Annotated in this window: 14 protein-coding genes; 7 read left to right on the forward strand and 7 right to left on the reverse strand. The window is 54.1% G+C overall.

Going from position 1 to position 18,801, the window contains the following annotated elements; genetic code table 11:
- Positions 1-36 precede the first annotated feature (36 nt).
- Together BUB22_RS02375 and BUB22_RS02380 are read right to left on the reverse strand one after the other, a co-directional pair.
- Positions 37-3,591 (reverse strand): right-handed parallel beta-helix repeat-containing protein, encoded by a 3,555-nt coding sequence (locus BUB22_RS02375; RefSeq protein ID WP_073113762.1) that lies wholly within the window; start codon positions 3,589-3,591, stop codon positions 37-39.
- On the reverse strand, positions 3,591-5,567 hold the full coding sequence (locus BUB22_RS02380) for a FecR family protein (RefSeq protein ID WP_083535342.1): 1,977 nt from the start codon (positions 5,565-5,567) through the stop codon (positions 3,591-3,593). Before BUB22_RS02380 ends, BUB22_RS02375 begins: the two co-directional genes overlap by 1 nt.
- A 115-nt stretch (positions 5,568-5,682) precedes the next feature.
- Here BUB22_RS02380 and BUB22_RS02385 point away from each other — a divergent pair, with 115 nt between their 5' ends.
- From BUB22_RS02385 to BUB22_RS02395, 3 genes are read left to right on the forward strand one after another with little or no spacing between them, the layout of a single operon-like run.
- Positions 5,683-5,973 carry a hypothetical protein gene (locus BUB22_RS02385; protein ID WP_073113764.1) on the forward strand — a complete coding sequence of 97 codons (291 nt, stop codon included), beginning with the start codon at positions 5,683-5,685 and terminating at the stop codon, positions 5,971-5,973.
- A complete protein-coding gene (gene ybeY, locus BUB22_RS02390; protein WP_083535343.1) occupies positions 5,973-6,431 on the forward strand; it encodes an rRNA maturation RNase YbeY in 459 nt (152 codons plus the stop codon). Before BUB22_RS02385 ends, ybeY begins: the two co-directional genes overlap by 1 nt.
- A complete protein-coding gene (locus tag BUB22_RS02395) occupies positions 6,431-7,759 on the forward strand; it encodes a hemolysin family protein (protein ID WP_073113765.1) in 1,329 nt (442 codons plus the stop codon). Before ybeY ends, BUB22_RS02395 begins: the two co-directional genes overlap by 1 nt.
- A gap of 25 nt (positions 7,760-7,784) precedes the next feature.
- Here BUB22_RS02395 and BUB22_RS02400 read toward each other — a convergent pair whose 3' ends face one another.
- Positions 7,785-9,554, reverse strand: a complete 1,770-nt coding sequence (locus tag BUB22_RS02400; RefSeq protein WP_254794600.1) for an AMP-dependent synthetase/ligase — start codon at positions 9,552-9,554, stop codon at positions 7,785-7,787.
- 82 nt (positions 9,555-9,636) lie between these two features.
- On the opposite strand from BUB22_RS02400, the gene BUB22_RS02405 reads away from it, so the two are divergent.
- On the forward strand, positions 9,637-9,963 hold the full coding sequence (locus BUB22_RS02405; protein WP_073113804.1) for a hypothetical protein: 327 nt from the start codon (positions 9,637-9,639) through the stop codon (positions 9,961-9,963).
- Between the two features lie 60 nt (positions 9,964-10,023).
- On the opposite strand, the gene BUB22_RS02410 is transcribed toward BUB22_RS02405, so the two are convergent.
- Genes BUB22_RS02410 through BUB22_RS02425 form a run of 4 tightly spaced genes read right to left on the reverse strand, consistent with a single transcriptional unit; the run spans position 10,024 to position 13,464 of the window.
- Entirely contained in the window at positions 10,024-10,251 is a 228-nt protein-coding gene (locus BUB22_RS02410; protein ID WP_139258672.1) for a hypothetical protein, read from the reverse strand.
- Between the two features lie 15 nt (positions 10,252-10,266).
- On the reverse strand, positions 10,267-11,622 hold the full coding sequence (locus BUB22_RS02415) for a hypothetical protein (RefSeq protein ID WP_073113766.1): 1,356 nt from the start codon (positions 11,620-11,622) through the stop codon (positions 10,267-10,269).
- Between the two features lie 22 nt (positions 11,623-11,644).
- Positions 11,645-12,232 carry a hypothetical protein gene (locus BUB22_RS02420; RefSeq protein ID WP_073113767.1) on the reverse strand — a complete coding sequence of 196 codons (588 nt, stop codon included), beginning with the start codon at positions 12,230-12,232 and terminating at the stop codon, positions 11,645-11,647.
- A gap of 14 nt (positions 12,233-12,246) precedes the next feature.
- Complete coding sequence (locus BUB22_RS02425) at positions 12,247-13,464, reverse strand: hypothetical protein (RefSeq protein WP_139258673.1); 1,218 nt, start codon at positions 13,462-13,464, stop codon at positions 12,247-12,249.
- A 221-nt stretch (positions 13,465-13,685) separates the two neighbouring features.
- Here BUB22_RS02425 and BUB22_RS02430 point away from each other — a divergent pair, with 221 nt between their 5' ends.
- The 3 genes from BUB22_RS02430 (at position 13,686) to BUB22_RS02440 (ending at position 18,784) form a co-directional block, all read left to right on the forward strand.
- Positions 13,686-15,758: a pectate lyase family protein gene (locus BUB22_RS02430; RefSeq protein WP_073113769.1), complete on the forward strand. Its 2,073-nt coding sequence runs from the start codon at positions 13,686-13,688 to the stop codon at positions 15,756-15,758.
- A 106-nt stretch (positions 15,759-15,864) separates the two neighbouring features.
- A complete protein-coding gene (locus tag BUB22_RS02435; RefSeq protein WP_139258674.1) occupies positions 15,865-17,286 on the forward strand; it encodes a tetratricopeptide repeat protein in 1,422 nt (473 codons plus the stop codon).
- A gap of 166 nt (positions 17,287-17,452) precedes the next feature.
- Positions 17,453-18,784: a hypothetical protein gene (locus BUB22_RS02440; protein WP_073113771.1), complete on the forward strand. Its 1,332-nt coding sequence runs from the start codon at positions 17,453-17,455 to the stop codon at positions 18,782-18,784.
- The last annotated feature ends 17 nt before the right edge of the window (positions 18,785-18,801 follow it).

Genomic DNA, 18,801 nt, shown 5'->3' on the forward strand with positions numbered 1-18,801 from the left:
CCGGAGTAATTTAATACCCTAGTTAAGCGCGAACGGTCAGTATACAAAATGTGCGTTCACGCCCAGGTAGATATCGTTGTATTCGTTGCTCAGGTTGTCCGGGCGGAAGTAAATCGCCGTGCCGGTATACCATTCCGTGTAGAAGCGCTTGTTGTGGTTCACGCGCAGGTTCACGCCACCGAGGATGTCGGTTTCGGTCTCGTCGTACGATTCGTCTTCTTCTTCCCAGTCGGTAGTCATGTAGCGGAAGCCTGCGTTCACGCCGAGCACAAAGAAGTTGTTCTTGAACGGCATCTCGAATTCGTCTTCGATGGTGATTTCGAATTCGCTCATGTCGTCGCGGTTGTAGCTCTTGAAGCGCGGAGTGAGCGAGAACCTGTTCTGGAGAATCGGAAGCGTCGTAGTTACCGACATGGGGTAGGTCTGTTCAAAATAGTCAGAGCCGCCGAAGTAGTAACCCAGCTTGTCCCATGTCGTGTTTTCGAGATCCATGTCCTTGATCAGGCTATCCCTGTGGAACTTGGAACCGTCGGTACGGTATGTCCACTGTCCTCCGACCTTGAACACGGAATTGTATGCGCGGATCGATGTTCCCAGATTCCAGGTGTGCTTGAAGAGTCGTTCCTGGAATCGTGTCGCAAGGAACGGCTCCTTGGCCAGGGCCACGTATTCGCTCCAGCGCTCGGCATCCACGTATGACGTATCATCGACATCGACAATCATCGTTGTGTCACGTCCCTTGCGGGCATTGAACCAGTCGTCCTTATAAATGCCGTCTTCGAGCGTGTAGTTGTAGTGCAACTGGAACGGCCTGTATTGGGTCTTGTATTCGAAGTTGTAACCCACGCTCACGTCCACATTCTTGTTGATCTTGAACGAGTTGTCGATGCCTGCGTTTTGGATGTACTTGGTGCGGTCGTTGTCAAGTTCGTGCTCGTCGAACCACTTGGAGTCCTCGTCGGGGAACAGGCCCCAGTGGGTACCTTCGCCAAGCCCGAAGATGTTCGTCTTGTTGCCCTTGGCTGCGTTCTCGACGTTAATCTGGTACGAAATTCCCAAATCCCAGAAGCCGAGAATGTCCTGCTCGATGCGGCCTCCGAATTCACGCGTGTCCGAAAGCTGGTTCGGGGAGCCAGCACTGTAGAAGTCTTCGCCCACGTACTTGATATGGCCATTGATGCTGGTCTTGTAGATGTTCCAGTTGAGCGATGCGCCAATGGCGAAGTTCTGGCTGCCCCAGTTGAGCCCGAGTACGCGGTCTTCGTCGCGGTCGTCTTCTTCGTCTCTCTGCACTTCCTTTGCTTCGCGGATAAGCGCACGGAGGGAGTCGCGCATTTCGCTCCTGCTGAGGGTCGTGTTGTCGCCGAAGATGTTTGCGAGTTCTGCATCGGAAAGCGAGTTGATGCGGTTCTGGTTCTGCATCAGCTGGCGCATGGTGCTGTACGAAACCGGAGTGATTCTCGCGTCGCTGAACACCTTGTTGATGGCGCGCTGGCGTGTTACGTCGGCGGTGTCGGCACGGCCCACTGCAATCTGTCCGTTAAGTTCGATATCGCCAGGGAAGAATAGCCAGTTACCGTCGGCGTAGAGCGTGAACGATTCCTGCATCGGGTCGCTCGTTGTCCACTTCTCGCTGGCACCGTCGCGGAGCAGCGGGTCCTTGAGTTCGTCGTTTGCGTAGAGTGCCCCGAACTTCGCGTCAAAGCGGCGTACCGGAGCCCACTTGATGAATCCTCCGTAGGCGAGGCGCTGGGCCTGGAGTTCGCCATCGTCAATGTAGTCGTTATAAAGGTAGGGGTGGCGTGCGCCTTCTACAAGGCTGCGCTGTGCTTCGCCGAAGAACCCGCCTAGCTGGAACAGGGGCTGGTCGGCATTGTTCTTCAAAAGCGAAAGTGTGTAGTCGATACCGAATATCGGCAAGCCAGCCATGTAGGTGTCGCCGCCCATGAGCTGGAAGTCACCGAGGGTCGCCCTGTTGTAGGCGTCGGTATAGGTGAGGGAGACTGGGTTCGGGGAGAACTTGTTCCACGAATCAATGGAGAGGTCTGTGTTGAATTCAATTGTTTTGCCATCAATAGACTGCATAAACATGTAGACACTGGCGCGTGAGGCGAGGCCCGGAACTTGGAAATTGTTGCTGAACTTATCGCCCGGTGCAATGGTGTCCGTGTCAATTTCGATTGTTTCGTCGCTGTCGTTCTTGCTCGTGTTCACGAAGTGGTATCCGGTTCCGAGCATTACGTTTCCGATAACGCTCCAGCGGGCAACCGTGGAGTCGCTCCTGGTTTCGGCTTCAAGCCTTTGCGCCACGATGTCGCCAATCTTGTCGGAAGCGCGGAGCGGCCTTTGCTCGATGCCCGGAATTTCGGGTGCGGGCGGGAGTGTGGATACTGTTGCTTCGGCCTGGTTGTCGAGATCGAGCGTATTGCCCTTGACGCGCTCGATGATTTCGGGCGCGAGAACTTCGGCAGAAGATACACCCTGCCCGTTCTTCGTGATTTCGGTGTTGTTGAACGTGATGAGGCTGTTCGCCATGTTGAGCAAGCCGACTTCGTTATCCTCGATCTTGGAGGAAGAAACGTGCGCTTCGGCGAGTTCGGAATTCATGATGGCGACCTTGTTCTTTTCGAAGGTGGCTCGGTCGATAATTGCGTTTGCGTAATTTGCAACCTGCAATGCGACAGGGTTGTTCCTGAATTCAACGTCGCTCACCGCGATGGATGCGTTGCGCGCATAGACACCGCGAACCGAAGTGTTCTCGATTTTTGCATCCTTTATGTCCATCGAGCCGTTTTCGACGGCAATGCCGACGGCCGCGTCGCTAATCTGCACGTTGCGGATTTCTGCACGCTGGTCGCCCGTGATGGTTACGCCAAGCCAGTCGCCTGCCTTGGGGCGGTCGTAGGCCGAACGGAACGTGACCGGGGAAACTGCGGAACCGGCGATGACCAGCTGGCCCTTGTTCACCTGCAGGCCGGTGCCGGGCTTGAAGTAGATGATTACGCCCGGTTCAACGACGAGGCTCATGTTGGGAGAAACGATAAGCATGTCGGTCGCGAGATAGGGCGACTTGTCAAGTTTCAGGAACCCATGAATGTCTCCGGCAATCTCGGTACCTTCAAGAAGTGTGGGCGGGGGAGTTGTCGTGTCGGCGACGAATCCGCCTGTTGCAGAATCTGCGGGTGCCACGGCGGCGACGGTGCTGTCCGGAGCCTTTTGCGCCGTATCGGCGGGCACGGTCGCTGCGGTTTGTTCTGCGGCTGCAGGGGCTGCGGCAACGGAATCGGGCTTGGCGGTGGTTTCGGGGGCTGCTTCTGCGGTTGTTGCAGGAGCGGTTTCTGCTGCGGGAGCAGCCGGCGCGTTAGTCGCCGGTGCGTTTGCCGCGGGAGCGGCCTCGGCGGCCGGTGCAGCTTCTGCGGGTGCCTGTTCTGCGGCTGCAGGGGCTGCAGCTTGTTCCGCCGTTGCAGGGGCCGCTGCTTGTACAGCAGGTGTGGCCTGCGCGGTAGCCTCGGGTGCTGCCGGTGCCTGTGCGAAGATTACTGCCGAACCGAGGGCGATGGTCGAAAGGAGAGTCTTGTATGCGTACTTCATTAGTTGGCCTTGTAAGTCTTGCCGGAGTTATACTTTTTGCCGTTCATCATTTCGACATAAATTTTGACAAAGGACGTTGTTCCGCGGGAAAGCGTTACCGGCACATCGTAGTCGAGTTCGGTAATCTGGTCTCCGGTCAGGTCCAGGAGTGTCTTGTTTTCGTGCGTAACCCTGATGTGCTTGATGTGTGCGGGGTCTTGCTGCAACACTCCAATCAACCTGAAGCGCATTGTTTTGCGGATTTCGTCGGATGTCCTCGGCGGCGGAGGAGGCAAAGGGATGTACTCGTAAGTGCCGCCAACCACTTCGATCGTAGCAGAGTGCGGTGGGAAGCATCCGAGTTTCCTGGAAATTTGCGTGGAGTTCCCTGCCTGGTCGGTCGCCTTGAGTGTGTACTTGTGAATGCCCGGGGTTAGCTTGATGGCGAGGTTCGAATTCTGCCTGTACGTTGTCTCGCCGTATGCGTTGCCGTCGATTTCCTTGGAAACGATGACGATGTCGTCTGTCGCTTCGGCAAGCGCGAACCTGGCATCGCAGCGGATGGGACTCGTGCTTGCGAAGGTGAGGGCCGGACGCTTCATGTTGACCTGCTTGCAGGTCTTGTTTACGTTCAGGAGGACTGTCGCTTTGTGGTTTCCGCTTGCGCCGCTATATTCAACCGTTACCTTCGTTTCGTTCCAGTTGCCGGCCATGTCGCTGATGTTTATCGTGTGTGCGAATTCGCCGTTTGCGCTCAGGGGCACGAGGTTCCTGGACTTGTATTTGCCCATCTTTACGTAGAGGGTTCCCTTGGGGTCAGTCTGGTCAAACGTGCCTTCGATGGTCACGGAACCGGGTTCGCAGACGGTTACCGGCGATGGGGTCTTTACGGAGAATTTCTTTACGCTGGAAGAATCGACTGCAGCGCTATCCGTTTTCGCTGTGTCGGCCTTGACCGTGTCGGCGGGATTCTTGTAGAATGTCGTGAGCGTCCCGCATTCAAAGGAAACTTCCTTCTTGCAAAGGGGCTGCTTGCCTTTCTTTCCCTTTTGCTGTTTGCAGGGGACTTCTAGACTGCCGGTGCAGGTCGCATTGAATTTCTTGGGGCCATTGGCGTCCGCTTTCCAATCCAGCGTGATATCGTACGTATTGTTATTGTTTTTGAAAGTCGCTCCCGATATGGACAGTTGCACTCCCTCAGGGCAGGTGGCCTTGGTGCTTACCTTGTTCACGGTGATGGTGTCTTCGAGCGGCTCGAACTTGCAGGAGATGGATTCGAAGGCCTTGCTTATCCGCTCCTGGAGGTCGGCGTCAAGCTTGCCGAGGGTTTCCTTGAGCTTTTCTTCGGTGATGGTTTCGTTGTCGAGCAGGGTGTCGAGTGCGTTTACCAATTCCTTGTTACCCGAGTTCTTTATGTCGAGAACCAGGCAGCTGCCCTTTTCGCCCCGGAATATTGCCGTTTGGCCTCCGTTGACCTCGCATTCCTGTCCAGTGGTGTTGTGGCGCAAGATTGCGTTGCCTCGCCCGAGCGAAAGGTATGTAGCCTTGTCCTTGATTGTCTTTCCGAAGGTACCGTCCGTACCGCGGATGGCAGCAGTCGCCGTTGCGGTCTTGAACTTGAAACTTCCGCCGGAGTGCTGCTTTTGCGCGTCAAACCTGACTTTACCGGTCTTGATGTCGGTGAGGGCGGTCTGGATGCCGTCTTCGGCCTGGAGCGTGGTGAATTCCACGAGTGAGTTTTCCTGGACCACGATGGAACTACCGTCAGAAAGCGTAATAGCCACGTGGGATTCTATCCCGGTGCGAATCTGGTCCTTTTCCCTGACCCTGTTTCCGACGTTTATTTCGTCCCAGACGCCTATCTTGGTCGATTTTTGGAGTTTGGCGTCGCCTAGTTTGTCAATAACCTTGCCGGAAGTTCCCTTGGCGGCGAAGGCGACCGACGAAACTGCCAGAAGCAGAACCATGGAAGCCTTGATTTTTCCAGAAAAAGACATATTGCCTCACTTGCAAGATGTAAACCTGATACAAATATATCTTAATAATGTTCTTTTGCGTACAATAATTGTATCTTTGGTATAAGAATTTTTGTGTTTTTTAAAGAGGTTGCTCATGAGCATGGAAACTGAAGAACCCACCGTCGAAATGGTCGATACCGAAACGGGCGAACAGGTCATCAAGGAACTGGACAAGGCTGTCCTTACCAAGGGTGCCTGGCAGACCATGATGTTCCTTTGTCAGGAAAAAAACGCTAAAACGGGCGAATTTGGCGAACCGAAGGTGTACCTGCGCCGTTACCAGAAGGCCGGCGGGGCGTTCAAGGCCCGTAGCAAGTTCAATATCAGTGGCAAGGCCCAGGCCGAAGCCATTATCGAGAATTTAAAGAAGTGGTACAACATTTAATGGCAGACCCTGCTAGTAGTAAAAAGAAAAAATACAAGATAGATTTCCTTTGTGAAGGAAACATCGAGTCTTTCCCGTGGAAGGATCGGCTCGAATCCGTTGCCCGTAAGCTCTTGCACGAGGAGGGCACGGAAAACAATGTTAACGTGGTCCTCTGTACAGACGAATTTGTCCGCGAGATGAACAAGAACTATCGCGGTCTGGACAAGGTAACAGACGTGCTTTCTTATGAATGGCACGAAGAGGACTTTCTGGGCGAAATCTACATCGCCCGCGACCAGGTGAAGCGCCAGGCTCCGGAGTACGGTAACACGTTCTATGCCGAACTCAAGCGCGTGCTCGTGCACGGGCTCCTGCATCTTTCGGGCTACGACCACATCAAGGCCGCCGACCGCAAGGTAATGCGCAAGCGCGAATGCGAATTCCTCGGGCTCGACCTGTACAAGGAAGGTGAGTAATGGATAATTCCGAAATACTTGCCATCGTATTCCTTTGCGTGTTCATCCTTACCTCGGCAATGTTCTCTGCGACCAAGTGCGCGTTCAGCCTGATTTTCGCGAAGCGTGACCCCAAGGAACGCAACGAGCGCGAAGAAAAGATTGCAGAAATCGTGAAATGGAACGGCTTCAACGAGTGCGTGTCCATAGGGCGCATTTTTGGCAACGTGAGCGCGGGCGTGCTCGGGTTCTTCGTGCTGGGCAATTCCAACATCGCGCTGGTCGAGACGTACCCCTATATCTCGGTGGCGGCGTACCTGATTATCGCCTGCGCCGTGCTGTACGTGCTTACGGTGTTTATCCCGTATTTGCTGGCGAGTCTCAAGCCCGATACGTTGTCTATAGTTCTTGTGCCTCTGTTTAGGCTGGTAAGGCTCCCGTTTGTGCCCGCGGCAAAGTTCTGCCACGTGGTTTTCGTGAAGTTGCTTGACCTCTTCGGGTACGATTCCAAGCTGAGCTTCTTGCCCGAAGAAATGCGCGATGCGGTCCAGGCGGACCTCTCCGACGTGACCGATGGTGAAGACGAAGGCCTCGAGAAAGAAGAACAGCAGATGATCCTCAACATCTTCGACTTCGTGGAAACTCCGGTACGCGAAATCATGACCCCGCGTGTGGACATGTGCGCTATCGACGTGGATACGCCGCTCGAGGATTTGGTGAAGGTGCTGAACAGCGAGCGCCATTCCCGCCTGCCCGTGTACAAGGACACGATGGATAACATCGTGGGTATCCTTTCGAACCGCGACTTCCTGGAGTGGTACACCGAGCATGGGGAAGAACCGTTCGACATCATGAAGATTGTAATGCCGCCGGTGTTCGTGCCCTACCACAAGAAGATAGACGACCTGCTTACCGAACTGCGCAAGACGGGTAACCAGCTGGCCATTGTTATCGACGAATACGGTGGAACGGCGGGCCTCGTGACGCTCGAGGATATCCTGGAAGAAATCGTCGGCGAAATCCGCGACGAGGATGACGTGGACGAAGAAGACGACGTGCAGAAGTTGAAGGATGGCCGCTACATTCTCGACCCGCTCATGAGGCTTTCGGAACTCGAGGACGAATTCGGCGTGGAACTTGTCCCGCCCGAAGGTTCGCATGTCGAGACTCTTTCGGGCCTAATCCAGGCGACTCTTGGCGTGATTCCCTCCCCGGGTGCAGAAGTCAAGCTCAAGGGCTATACCTTCCGCGTGCTCAAGATGGACGGTACCCGCATGGAGAAGGTCATGATGATTCTCCCTCCGGGTGAAGTTTCGCCGACCGGCAAATTCAAGGCCGTCGGGAAGTAATTCCCTGCATTCTGCCAACTAAGTTCTAGAGATACATAGCCTCAATCTGCTGGGAATAGACTTCCTCGGCAACCTTGCGGCGTATCTTTAGCGTGGGTGTAAGCAGCCCGGATTCTACGGTGAGTTCGTCACCGACGAGGGTCCACTTGCGGATTTGTTCCCAGTGGTTCAGCTTCTTGTTGACGCGGGTGATGTGCCTGTTGATGGCCTCGCGCACGCGTTCCGACTGCATTGCGCGTTCTACGCTGAATTCCTCTTTCTGGAATTTCAGGAGCCTGCGGGCGCCTTCGGGGTTGAGCCACACGATCGCGGAGGCGAACTTGCGGTTGTTCGCAATCACGAGCGCCTGCTCGATTACGGGGTGCCGGCTGATTTCGAGCTCGATGGGGCTCGGGCACACGTACTTTCCGGTGCTCGTTTTCAGGAGTTCCTTTATGCGGCCGGTGAAGTTAAGGAAGTCATCGCTGTCGAAGAATCCCTGGTCGCCTGTCTTGAAGAAACCGTCCTCGGTAAAGACTCTCTTGTTGGTTACGGGGTCGTTGTGGTAGCCGACAAACACGCTGTCGCCTTTCACCCAGATTTCGCTGTTGTCTCCAATCTTTACTTCGAGCAGCGAGAGGGGTTTCCCGATGGTGCCCGCCTTCGAGACCTTCGGGCAGTTCGCAGAAACGACCGGGCTACATTCCGTCATCCCGTAGCCTTCGTACACGGGGAGCCCGATGTTCAGGAGGAACCTGAGGATGGACTTGTTGAGTGCGCAGCTTCCGCTCACGATAAGCTTGAACTTTCCACCGAGGGCATCGCGCATCTTGCGGTACACGAGCCTGTCGTAAATGCGCTGCATTAAGGACCTGCCCTTCCCGGGTTCGCTGATTTTTGCGAGCTTGACCGCATTCTGGATAACGAGACGCTTGATTCCCTTCGCCTTGTCGCCAATCATGGTCATGCTTTCGTACAGGCGTTCCAGTATGCGCGGCACCACGATCATCACGGTGGGGTGGACCTCAGTAAGCATCGTGGCCACGTTTTTCGGTGTGTCGCCGAAGTAGATGCGCACTCCGTTCAGCATGTAGAAGTAGACCGCCATGCGTTCGAGAATGTGGGCGACCGGCAAAATCGTGAGGCAGACGTCTTCTTCGCTATTTAGCGGGAAGAGTTCCACCAGGTTCTGGATTTGTGCCAGCATGTTGCGCTGCGAGAGGTCAACACCTTTCGGGGAACCCAGGGAACCGCTCGTGTAGATGATGCTGAAGAGGTCGTCGGGGTGAATGGACTGAATCTGGTCATCGACCCAGCTGAAGTAGCGGTTGCTTTCGGCGAGTTCCTTGCCCTCGTCGATAAGGTTGTTCCAGTAGATGCCGTTTTCGGGCAGTTCCGATGCCGGATTGATGCAGATGATAAGCTTGAACCGGGGTAGGAACTTGTGTAGAGGCTCGTCCAGTTCGGCGATGGTGTTCACGAAGAGAATCTGTGCGCCCGAATCGTCGCACTGGAACGTGAAATTCTCGGAAGAAATGTTCGGGAATAGCGGGGCCACCTGCGCGTGGTTGATTTGCGTCGCGATATCCGCGATGAACCATTCCGGAGAGCTCGGGGCGATAATGCTCACGCTGTCGTGCGGTTTTAGCCCGCGGTTGTTGAGCGCTATGGAAAGGTAGATGGCGCTATCCCTCAAGAAATCGCGCGAGTAGTGGAGCCACTGGCCGTCGGTGCGCTTGTACCACCCGCCAAAGTCGTCGCGGGAACATGTTGCAAAGAACATTGAGACAAGCGATGTGTACTGTAGCGGCTCCATACCCAAAAAATACTATTCTATTTTTGGAACGTACATAAAAAATCGTTATTTTTTACTTTAATTTGTAACGGAAGGGTTGAATATGCTGAAAAAATTGCGGGATTACGAGCAAAGTTTGCAAAAAAGGCTTGAGGAAGGCTCCCCGGTGAGCGATGCCGAACTGCTTTCGGTGCGGACCCGCATCGCCTTTTTCCAGCATGAACGGCTCGCGCACGAGTTCGTGATGATCCTGTTTGCGCTTTTGAGTGTGGGCGGGGTGTTCTTCTTCGTGGCGTTCCCCGAAATCCCGATTTTCTGCCTGGACGTGCTGTTCTTTGCGCTCCTCGTGCCCTACATAAAGCACTATTACGGGCTCGAGAACGGCGTGCAGCGCCTGTACGACCTGTACGCAGAACTCGAAAACCTATAAAAAAAACGCGCCCTTTCAGGCGCGTTCTTCACTTATACTCGTGTATGTGCGAGCGGTCTCTTAGTCTTCCTCGCATCCGCTGGCGGAACACTTGTACGTTTCCCCATCGTCGGTGCAGTAGTACGTGGTGTACGAACCCGAAACAGATACCTTTTCGTAGAAATGGCAGTAGCTGTCGATGGTTGTGCCCATGCGGGGGCTCGTGATGGTGCTGTTGTCTGCGGCGGAACAGGCAGAGAGTGCGGCTATCGCCATGGAGCCGAGTAATGTTGCAATCGCTTTTTTCATGATTTATCCTCCTGCCTAGAAGTAGATGAATGCGCCGAAGTTAGCGATGAAGTCGTTGTTCGTGTCGCTAAACCCGGTGAACGGGTTGGAGTAGAAGTTGTCCTCGATGGAGGCTTCCACGGCGAAACTTGCATACTGGAAACGTGCACCGAGGCTAGCCGTCGCGACTCCGGTACGGGAAGACATCCTGGTGATGCTGCTCTTCACGATATCGAGTTCGTCGTTGTAGTCGGTAATGAACTCTTCCGATTCCATGGAGAACACGGCCCAGGTGTAGTTTGCTCCGCCAAAGACGCGCCAGCAGTTGCCGAGCTTGAGTTCGGCAAAGATGTTCGGTGTGGCGTAAACGCCCATCGTGAAGTAGCTGTCCTTGTTGTGGTTGCTTTCGTCCTTGAACTCGTCGTAGAATATAAAGGGCGCGCGGCTGTTCACGCCGAGCAACACGCGGGCGAATTCGTTACGGAGAATCGTGCCACCGATGTTGAAGGAGGGCTGGATGTAGATGTGTGCGTCCTTGCCCGTGGTTTCGGTCTTGGTGGAAGACGAACCGGACTTTGTTTCGCGGTAGTAGGAATTCTCGTGACGGGTGAAGTTCACGCCCGCATTCCAGAAGATGTTCTTTGCGGAGGGGTCGTTACTGATGGCGACCGTTGCACCGAGATCCCAGTAGTCGTATTCGGTTTCGGTGGTTGACTTGCTGTCGGCGTCCTTCTGTTCGGTATCGGTCGAGGTTTCGTTCTGGTAGGTGAGCCAGAATGCGGAAGCATTGAAGTCAAAGGCTCCGAGGGGGAGGGCTAAACGCAGGCGCAGAATGTCGTTCGCGCCAACGGTGTAGGTGTCCTCGTCTTCTTTCTCGTAGGGGTCCTTCGTCTCGGTGAAGGTAAGTTCCTTGGCGAGCGCGTAGCTAAGAGAAATACCCAGGCCCCTGCTGGCAAGACCGACGGTAGCCATGGCGAGGTTGTTGTAGTTCTCGAAGGAAATGAACTTCGTGTTGCCCGAACCGAATGCCACCGCGCTGAATTCGCTCGTGGGTTCCATGTACACGAGGTTGATGCCTGCCATCTTGTAGGGCTTGTCGAGGTTGTCGCGGATGGTGGGGCTTGCCGCGGGGTTACCCACGTTGTTGTAGGCGATGCCGTGCGGTTTTGCTGGCGCCTTGGCCGTGGTCGCTGTGTCCACTGCAGGTGCAGGCTTTGCTGCGGGGGCAGGAGCGGGAGCCGCCTTTGCGGTAGCTGCGGTTGTCTGGCTTGTCGAAACTTCGGCGGCAGGAGCGGAATTCTGTTCCGGTGCTGCCTGTGCCGTATCGCCTTCTTGGGCCATGGCGCTCGCGATGGCGAATGCCGCAGTCAAGGTAATCAGTTTGATATCCATTGTTTTTCCTTTTGTTATTGTTTTAAACTTCACTGCTGGAGGATTCTGCGAGATCTTCGCTGCTCGAAGAACTTTCTGCATCCTCGCTGCTGGACGATTCAAATGTATCGCTCGAGGAACTGTCTATCTCGAACGAAGAACTGGATTCCTCTTCGCTGGACGAGCTTTCGATAGCGTCGCTGCTGGAGGATTCCGCGAAGTCGCTCGAGGAACTTTCCGTAACATCGCTGCTGGAAGATTCTGCGATATCGCTCGAGGAACTTTCCGCAACTTCGGAGGAACTGGATTCCGGAGCGCTGCTCGAACTACTCACGGAACTTGAAGAGGCGATGCTGCTCGAGCTGCTGACCGAACTCGAGGATGCCGTGCTCGATGAACTTTCTTCCTCGTCGGAACTGGAAGAACTCGAGTAACTGCTGCTCGAAGACTTTGCCGAAGAACTCGAACTTTCTGCGCTGCTCGACGAACTCTTTTTCGAGGAACTGCTCCGGAGGCTCGTGTCCCCCTGCGGGGTCTTGCTGTTGTGCGGCCCCGTGATGGTGGAATCCGTGGAGCATGCGATTACGAAGGCGAAAACCAGGCTAATAACGAGAATGACTGCTTTTTTCATGGCTATCCTCCCGGCTAGAATGTTACGGTCCCGCTGAAGTCCATAAGCATGGAACCTCCGTCGAAACCTCTAAAGGGGTTGCGGTACAGCGCAGACTGGATGCTCGCCTCAAGTATCAGTTTCTTGTACTTGAAAAGCAGGCCCGTGCTCAAACCGAGCGTGTTTGTCTTTGTCGAAATCTGCGTAAGGTAGTTCTTTACCGTGAAGTCCTTGTCCTCGTCTTCGACTACGTATGCCTCCTGGTATTCTTCGCGGTTGAAGGAATTGCTCCAGGTGTAGTAGGAACCGCCCCAAATCATCCAGTTCTCGTTGAAGGCGTATTCTGCAAGGATGTGGGGAGTGAGGTAGAGGTTGCTCTGTATGTAGAAGTCCTTGCGGCGGTTATCATTGTCCTTGACGCGGTCGTAGATGTATGCGTTTACGGAAGTGTTGTTGCCTACGTGGACGCGTGCGTTTGCGGATCGCAGGACGATGTAGCCGAAGTTGTAGAAAAAGGATGCGTAGATGTAGTTCGAGGTTCCTTGGCGCGTCTCCTTGTAGTTGTCGTCGGGGTCGATGGAGCTTTTCAAGGAGGTTTTTACGGTTTCGATATTGCGGGCGGCGGTTCCTCCGGTGCTCCAGGAGAAGTCCTTGGCGGAAGGCTTGTTTGTGAAGGTGACTGACCCGGAAATATAGTGGTCGTGGCTATGGTAATCCTTCTTTATTTTGCCCTCGCTGTCGGTGTACTCGACCTTGGCGAGGGAATCGTTGTACTGGCTGTACCGCAGGGTGGCCAGGAAGTCGGTGGTCTGGAAGGGGAGAGAAAAGCGGAAGGTAAATTCGTTGCCGTGACCGCTGACGGAAGTCCTTTCGTCCTTGTGATAGGCGTCCTTTTCGTCAAAAAATTCCACTTTTTCGTCGAGATCGAGCGAAAAACTGAAACCGAATGACTTAGTGGCGATGCCGAGCATGGCGCGGCTGTTCAGGTAGGCGAAAAACGACGTGTGCTCGCCAGACGCGTAACTGGCAACGGCCTGGTTGTCCGATGGAGCGAGATATACCAGGCTGTTTCCGTACATGAGGTATGGGGTGTAGAGGTTCCTCAATACGGAGGGCGCTTCGCCCGGCGTTCTCGCTGTGGTGTAGTATGCGTTTCCGTGAAGAACGTTGAAATTTGCGGTATCTGACGGAGTTTCCGCAATTGCGGCTGCGACAATCGTTGCTAACGCGAAAAGGTGCAGTTTTAATCTCATAATTTGTCCGAAATGTTTTCTCCAGCAACAAAGATAACTTAACGAAGGGAGTTTGCGGGGATTATAATGAAATTAAAAATGTTATGTTTTACAACAATTTTGTAAATTTTGAGAACAATTCGTTCTTAAAAACCTTGTTTTTGTAAAAATTTAAGAAAAATTGTTGCTTTTTGCTTGAATTGTGATTATATTTAGTGAGAACAATAAAAAGGGATGTGATTATGAAATCTTGTACGACAGTTCTCGCTTGCCTCGGTTTGGTGACCGTGGCGGGTGCCCAGGTGACCCTCGGCGATGCCGGTGGCTGGCTCGAATCTGCCTATGCCCAGTGGGCCTCGGACGGCTCCGACAGTTACAACGTGTATTACTCGGGTAATGGCAAGAGCAATGTTAAGGTCGATGCGGAACTTGTCCGCAAGTACGGCTCTACCTGGCGCGTAGACGTTCCGGGGCTCAAGGCGGGCGACTACACGCTCAAGATTGTGGGCGTGAAGGGCGGCAAGGAAGGCGCTTCTGCCACTACAAAGACGCTTTCGGTAAAGGCGCACGACCGCAGCGGTTTTGCTTTTGCTAACGGGCGCGTTCCCGGTGCGTACAAGGCCGACGGCACGCTCAAGGATGGCGCCGTGGTACTCTACATTACCGAAAGCACCAAGAATACCGTGACGATGGACGTGGCTACAAGTTCAAAGGGTACAAAGACAACTTGCAAGAGCTTCCAGGGCATATTGAACTGCTTCAAGAAGGGCTACGAGACGACTCCGCTCGACCTGCGCTTTGTCGGCAACGTGACGGATTCGGATTCGCTTGTGCAGGGCGACATGGTGATTGACCTCGGCAAGTCCGAAAACTCCTACGTAACGGTGGAGGGCATCGGGCCCGATGCGACAGTGAACGGCTGGGGAATTCGCGTTAAGAACGCGCAGAATGTGGAAATCCGTAATCTCGGAATCATGAACGTGAACAGCGATGAAGGCGACAACGTTGGCCTGCAGCAGAACAACCAGTACGTGTGGGTGCACAACTGCGACTTCTTCTACGGCGATGCGGGCAGCGACAAGGACCAGGTGAAGGGTGATGGCGCGCTTGACTGCAAACTTTCCACGTACATTACGTTCAGCTATAACCATTTCTGGGACAACGGCAAGTCGAACCTGCTCGGGCTTAAGGAAGGTACGAACGATGGCTACTACATCACGTATCACCACAACTGGTACGACCATTCCGACAGCCGCCACCCGCGCGTGCGCTACTACAGCGCCCACGTGTACAACAACTACTACGACGGCAATGCGAAGTATGGCGCGGGCTCTACGCTCGGCTCCTCGGTATTCATGGAAAACAACTACTTCCGTAACTGCAAGTACCCGATGCTCACGTCGATGCAGGGGACTGACGTGTATGCGAGCGGCACCAAGCGCGACCCGACGAACAACGGCACGTTCAGCAAGGAAGCGGGCGGTACCATCAAGGCTTACGGCAACCATTTTGAAGGTTCCTACACGTTCATTCCGTATGGCGCGACCTCGTACAAGGTAAAGGGTGTGGAAACGACGGCGGCAAGCCAGGGAATCAATACCTCCGAGGATTTCGATGCGTACGTTGTGGATAGCCGCGACACGAAGGTTCCCTCTACGGTCAAGTCGTACGATGGTGGAAATACCTACAACAACTTCGATACCGACAATTCCGTGATGTACAGCTACAAGGCGGACGATGCCGCGACGGCTAGGGACAACGTTGTCCGGTATGCGGGCCGCGTGCAGGGCGGCGATTTTAAGTGGACTTTCGACAATTCTGTTGATGATGCTTCTTCTGATGTGAACCAGCCGCTCAAGGATGCGCTCGTAGCGTACAAGGGCTGGAACGGGAATGTTGTGCCGGTTTCTTCGTCATCCTCGACTCTCGCTTCTTCGTCATCCTCGGCACCGGTCGAGGATCTGTCCAGCAGCAGTTCTTCTAGCGTCACACCGCAGTCGAGCGATAGCGAGACAAGCGTGCCCAGCAGCAGTTCTTCTAGCGTCACACCGCAGTCAAGCGACAGCGAGACAAGTGTGTCCATTGCAGAATCCTTGCGCGCCCCCGCAATGCGCTACATCGCCGCTGACCGCCGTCTTGAAATCGGCGTTGCAGGCTCGTTTCGTGTGGATGTCGTGCGAATGGACGGAACCAGGGTTCTTGCGAGTTCTGCCCGCGTTGTCGACCTCTCGGGCCTGCGTGCGGGAGTGTATGTTGTCCGCCTGGTGTCGGCGGGCTCTGCGCTCCAGTTAAAAATCCTGAAGTCCGCGCCATAGAATTCCGCACCGAAGGTGCGCATGCTAAGGTCGCTTCGGCGGCCTTTTCCTGTATATCCGGGTAAGGACAGCGATGGCCATGACAAAAATTGCTATATTACCTCGCATGAACATAAGACTTTCCGTGGCCGCTACGGCTCTTGCGCTTGCATTTTCGTTTGGTACTTCCTTCGCTGCCGACCCCCGCATAGAACAGGGGGCGATTTTCGAGGCCAAGGGCGAATACGAAATGGCCCTCGGTGAATACAGGGCTATCCTTGCGGAACAGCCGCAGAATTCCGAGGCGTATTTCCTTGCTGCGGAAGTCTACCTCAAGATGCCCAAGCAGGACTTGGCTCGCGCCCTTGCCAACTACCGCCTGGCGTACAAGTTTACCCCGACGATGAGCAAGGCGTACGAGGGTGCCGCGAGGGTCTACGAACTGATGGGCAAGAAGGCGAAGGCCGAAGAGGAACGCGCGAAGGACCCGAAGAACAAGCCTACGGAAGAGGTTACCGCCCCTGCGGTGGAACTTTCGGAAGCTCCGTCTGCGGAATCCAAGGCCGCTGAACCTGCGAAGCCTGCCGAGACGAAGATTGCCGAACCTGCAAAGCCGGAAAGTGCGCCGGCAGCGGTCGAAACGAAGGCCGCGGAAAAGGCTCCGGAACCCGCGAAGGTTGCCGAACCCGCAAAGCCCGCCGCAGAACCGGCAAAGACTGCAGAACCTGCGAAGGCAGAAACTGTGGTGCCGACAGACCCGTTTGAAAAGGGCAAGATGCTGCTTGCCGAGGGCAAGTACAAGGATGCCGCCCCGCTCTGGCGCGAGGTGCTCGCCAAGAAGCCCGGCGACAAGGGTGCCTATTTTTATGCCGGTGTCACGCGCTACTACATGGGCGAGTACGACAAGGCGGAATTCAACCTGAAGAAGGGCCTTGAATACAAGGAAGAGGGCAACGATGCCAACTACTACCTTGCGTTAATTTATCAGAAAGGCAAGAAGAACGACCTTGAAAAGAAGGCCCTGGCCGCCTACCTGAAGAAGGCCGCTCCGGATGCCAAGTTCCGCAAGCCCGCGGAAGATCGCCTTGCCGAGATGAAGGCTGCCGCCGATTCTGCGAAGGTGGCGAGTGCTGCCCCTGCAACAGAAGCTGCTGCGCCCGCTAAGGAATCTGCTCCTGTTGCCGAGAAGGCTGCTCCGGTGGAAACGGCCCCTGCCGCGCCTGTGGCGAGCGAAGCGAAGGGACCGTCCGATACGCCGACGATTGCGAACGCGAACCTGCTTTTCAAGGCGGGGAGTTACGAGGCCGCGCTCCAGATGTACAAGGCTCTCCTCGAAACGGAAATTTCGCCTGACGAACGTTACTTTGCCACGCTCCAGATGGGCAACATCTACCGCGAACTGCGCGACTTCCATAGCGCTGTGACCCGCTACCGCACTGTGGTGCAGCAGTACCCGGAATCGGACTGGGCGACCGAGGCGGAACGCGCCCTCGAAGATGCCGTGTGGCTCGAGAAGCATGCGTCCGAGCTCCCGCGCCGCACGCGATAAACGTTTATAAAATTTTTCTAGAAAATGCCCCGAAATCGGGGCGTTTTTGCGTTTGTGCGGGTGCTCTCTATTGCGTTTTGGAATGGAAAAACGTAAATTATGACAAAGTATCCTTAGTCGGTCCGCTGCGTGAAGGAATGATTTAATAAAAATGGAAACAAAAACAATGAACAATAAATTGACTCTTGGAAAGATTGCCTTAGGGCTCTTGTTTGCCTCTTTCTATACAGCCTGTGATGAAAGTACTACAGAAAACATCACGCAGGTCAATCAGGTTGGCATGGACGTCGTTTCTGCGGAAAAGGATTTGCCGGAATGTACTGCTGAAAACGAGGGTGCTCAGGCTTTTGTGAAGGGTGAATCTTCTGCGCGCGTATGTGTCGATGAAGACTGGGTCCCGATGACTTCTTCTGTGAAGGATACGGTCGTCCTCTCGGGTGACACGGTGTACCTTGCAGGTGGCAAGGATACGGTTTATGTGAAGGACTCGGATCTTTCGTGCAAGACGGAACCGCTGGCAGACTCTAGTGGACTCAAGATTATCTGTAATGGTGACAGCATCGGTGTGGTGTTGAACGGCGCGAAGGGTGATAAGGGGGACACTGGCGAAAAAGGCGAGAAAGGGGATATTGGCGAGAAGGGCGATGAAAGCAGAGGGTGCTCCATTATTGATCTTACGGATTCCGCGTATACGCTAATTTGTGGGGAAGTTTCCTTAACGGTTCCGCTGAAAGGTGCAGAAAAACCGGATACACTTTCTCAAGACGCGGTGGCTGATTTCTTGGGAAAGGGATTTTTCCTGAAGGGCTCAGAAGTTTTGTTGCTTGAACTTAGTGATGGTAAAACCTTGAAGACGACTGGTGTTGTCCAGATGGCAGAGGTAACTCGTGATAGCGGCTTTTACAAATTCGCGGCAAGAGACTTGGTTTCTCAATATGCAAAAATTCGTTTTAGAGGTTTCTATAGAAATCCTGTGTCAGGACATATTTCGGATGGACAAATTAATTTATCTGGGGTGACGGATATGCGTAAGCGTTCCGAGGTGAATATGAACGTTTTGACGCACTTGGAATATGAACGTACTTATTATCTTGTTACAAGAGAAAGTGAAACCGTTAAGCATGCTAAACGTGCGGCAGTTCGTGAGATTTTAAACCAGTTTCACATCGATACGACCGGCATAGATGATGCTGAAGATATAAATATATTTGGGAAAAGTGAAAGTGGTGCCAAACTACTTGCTCTTACTATTCTACTTCAGGGAGATAGGAACGAGGCTGAGTTCGTGGATCTTTTGACAGAAATATCGATTGATATGGCTGAAGATGGAGTATGGGACGATTCTGAAAAGATAAAGGAAATCGCTGAATGGGCAAGAGGCGTTGACAAATCGGGTCGTCTTGACAAGATTCGGGATAATATTACGAAGGGCGATAACACTGCCATCCCCGACTTTATAAAGTATATACGTAAATTCTGGCAAGATGAAGTGGGCTAATCAGTGAGAGAATATTA

It is taken from the genome of Fibrobacter sp. UWCM (assembly GCF_900129735.1).
Lineage (GTDB): Bacteria > Fibrobacterota > Fibrobacteria > Fibrobacterales > Fibrobacteraceae > Fibrobacter.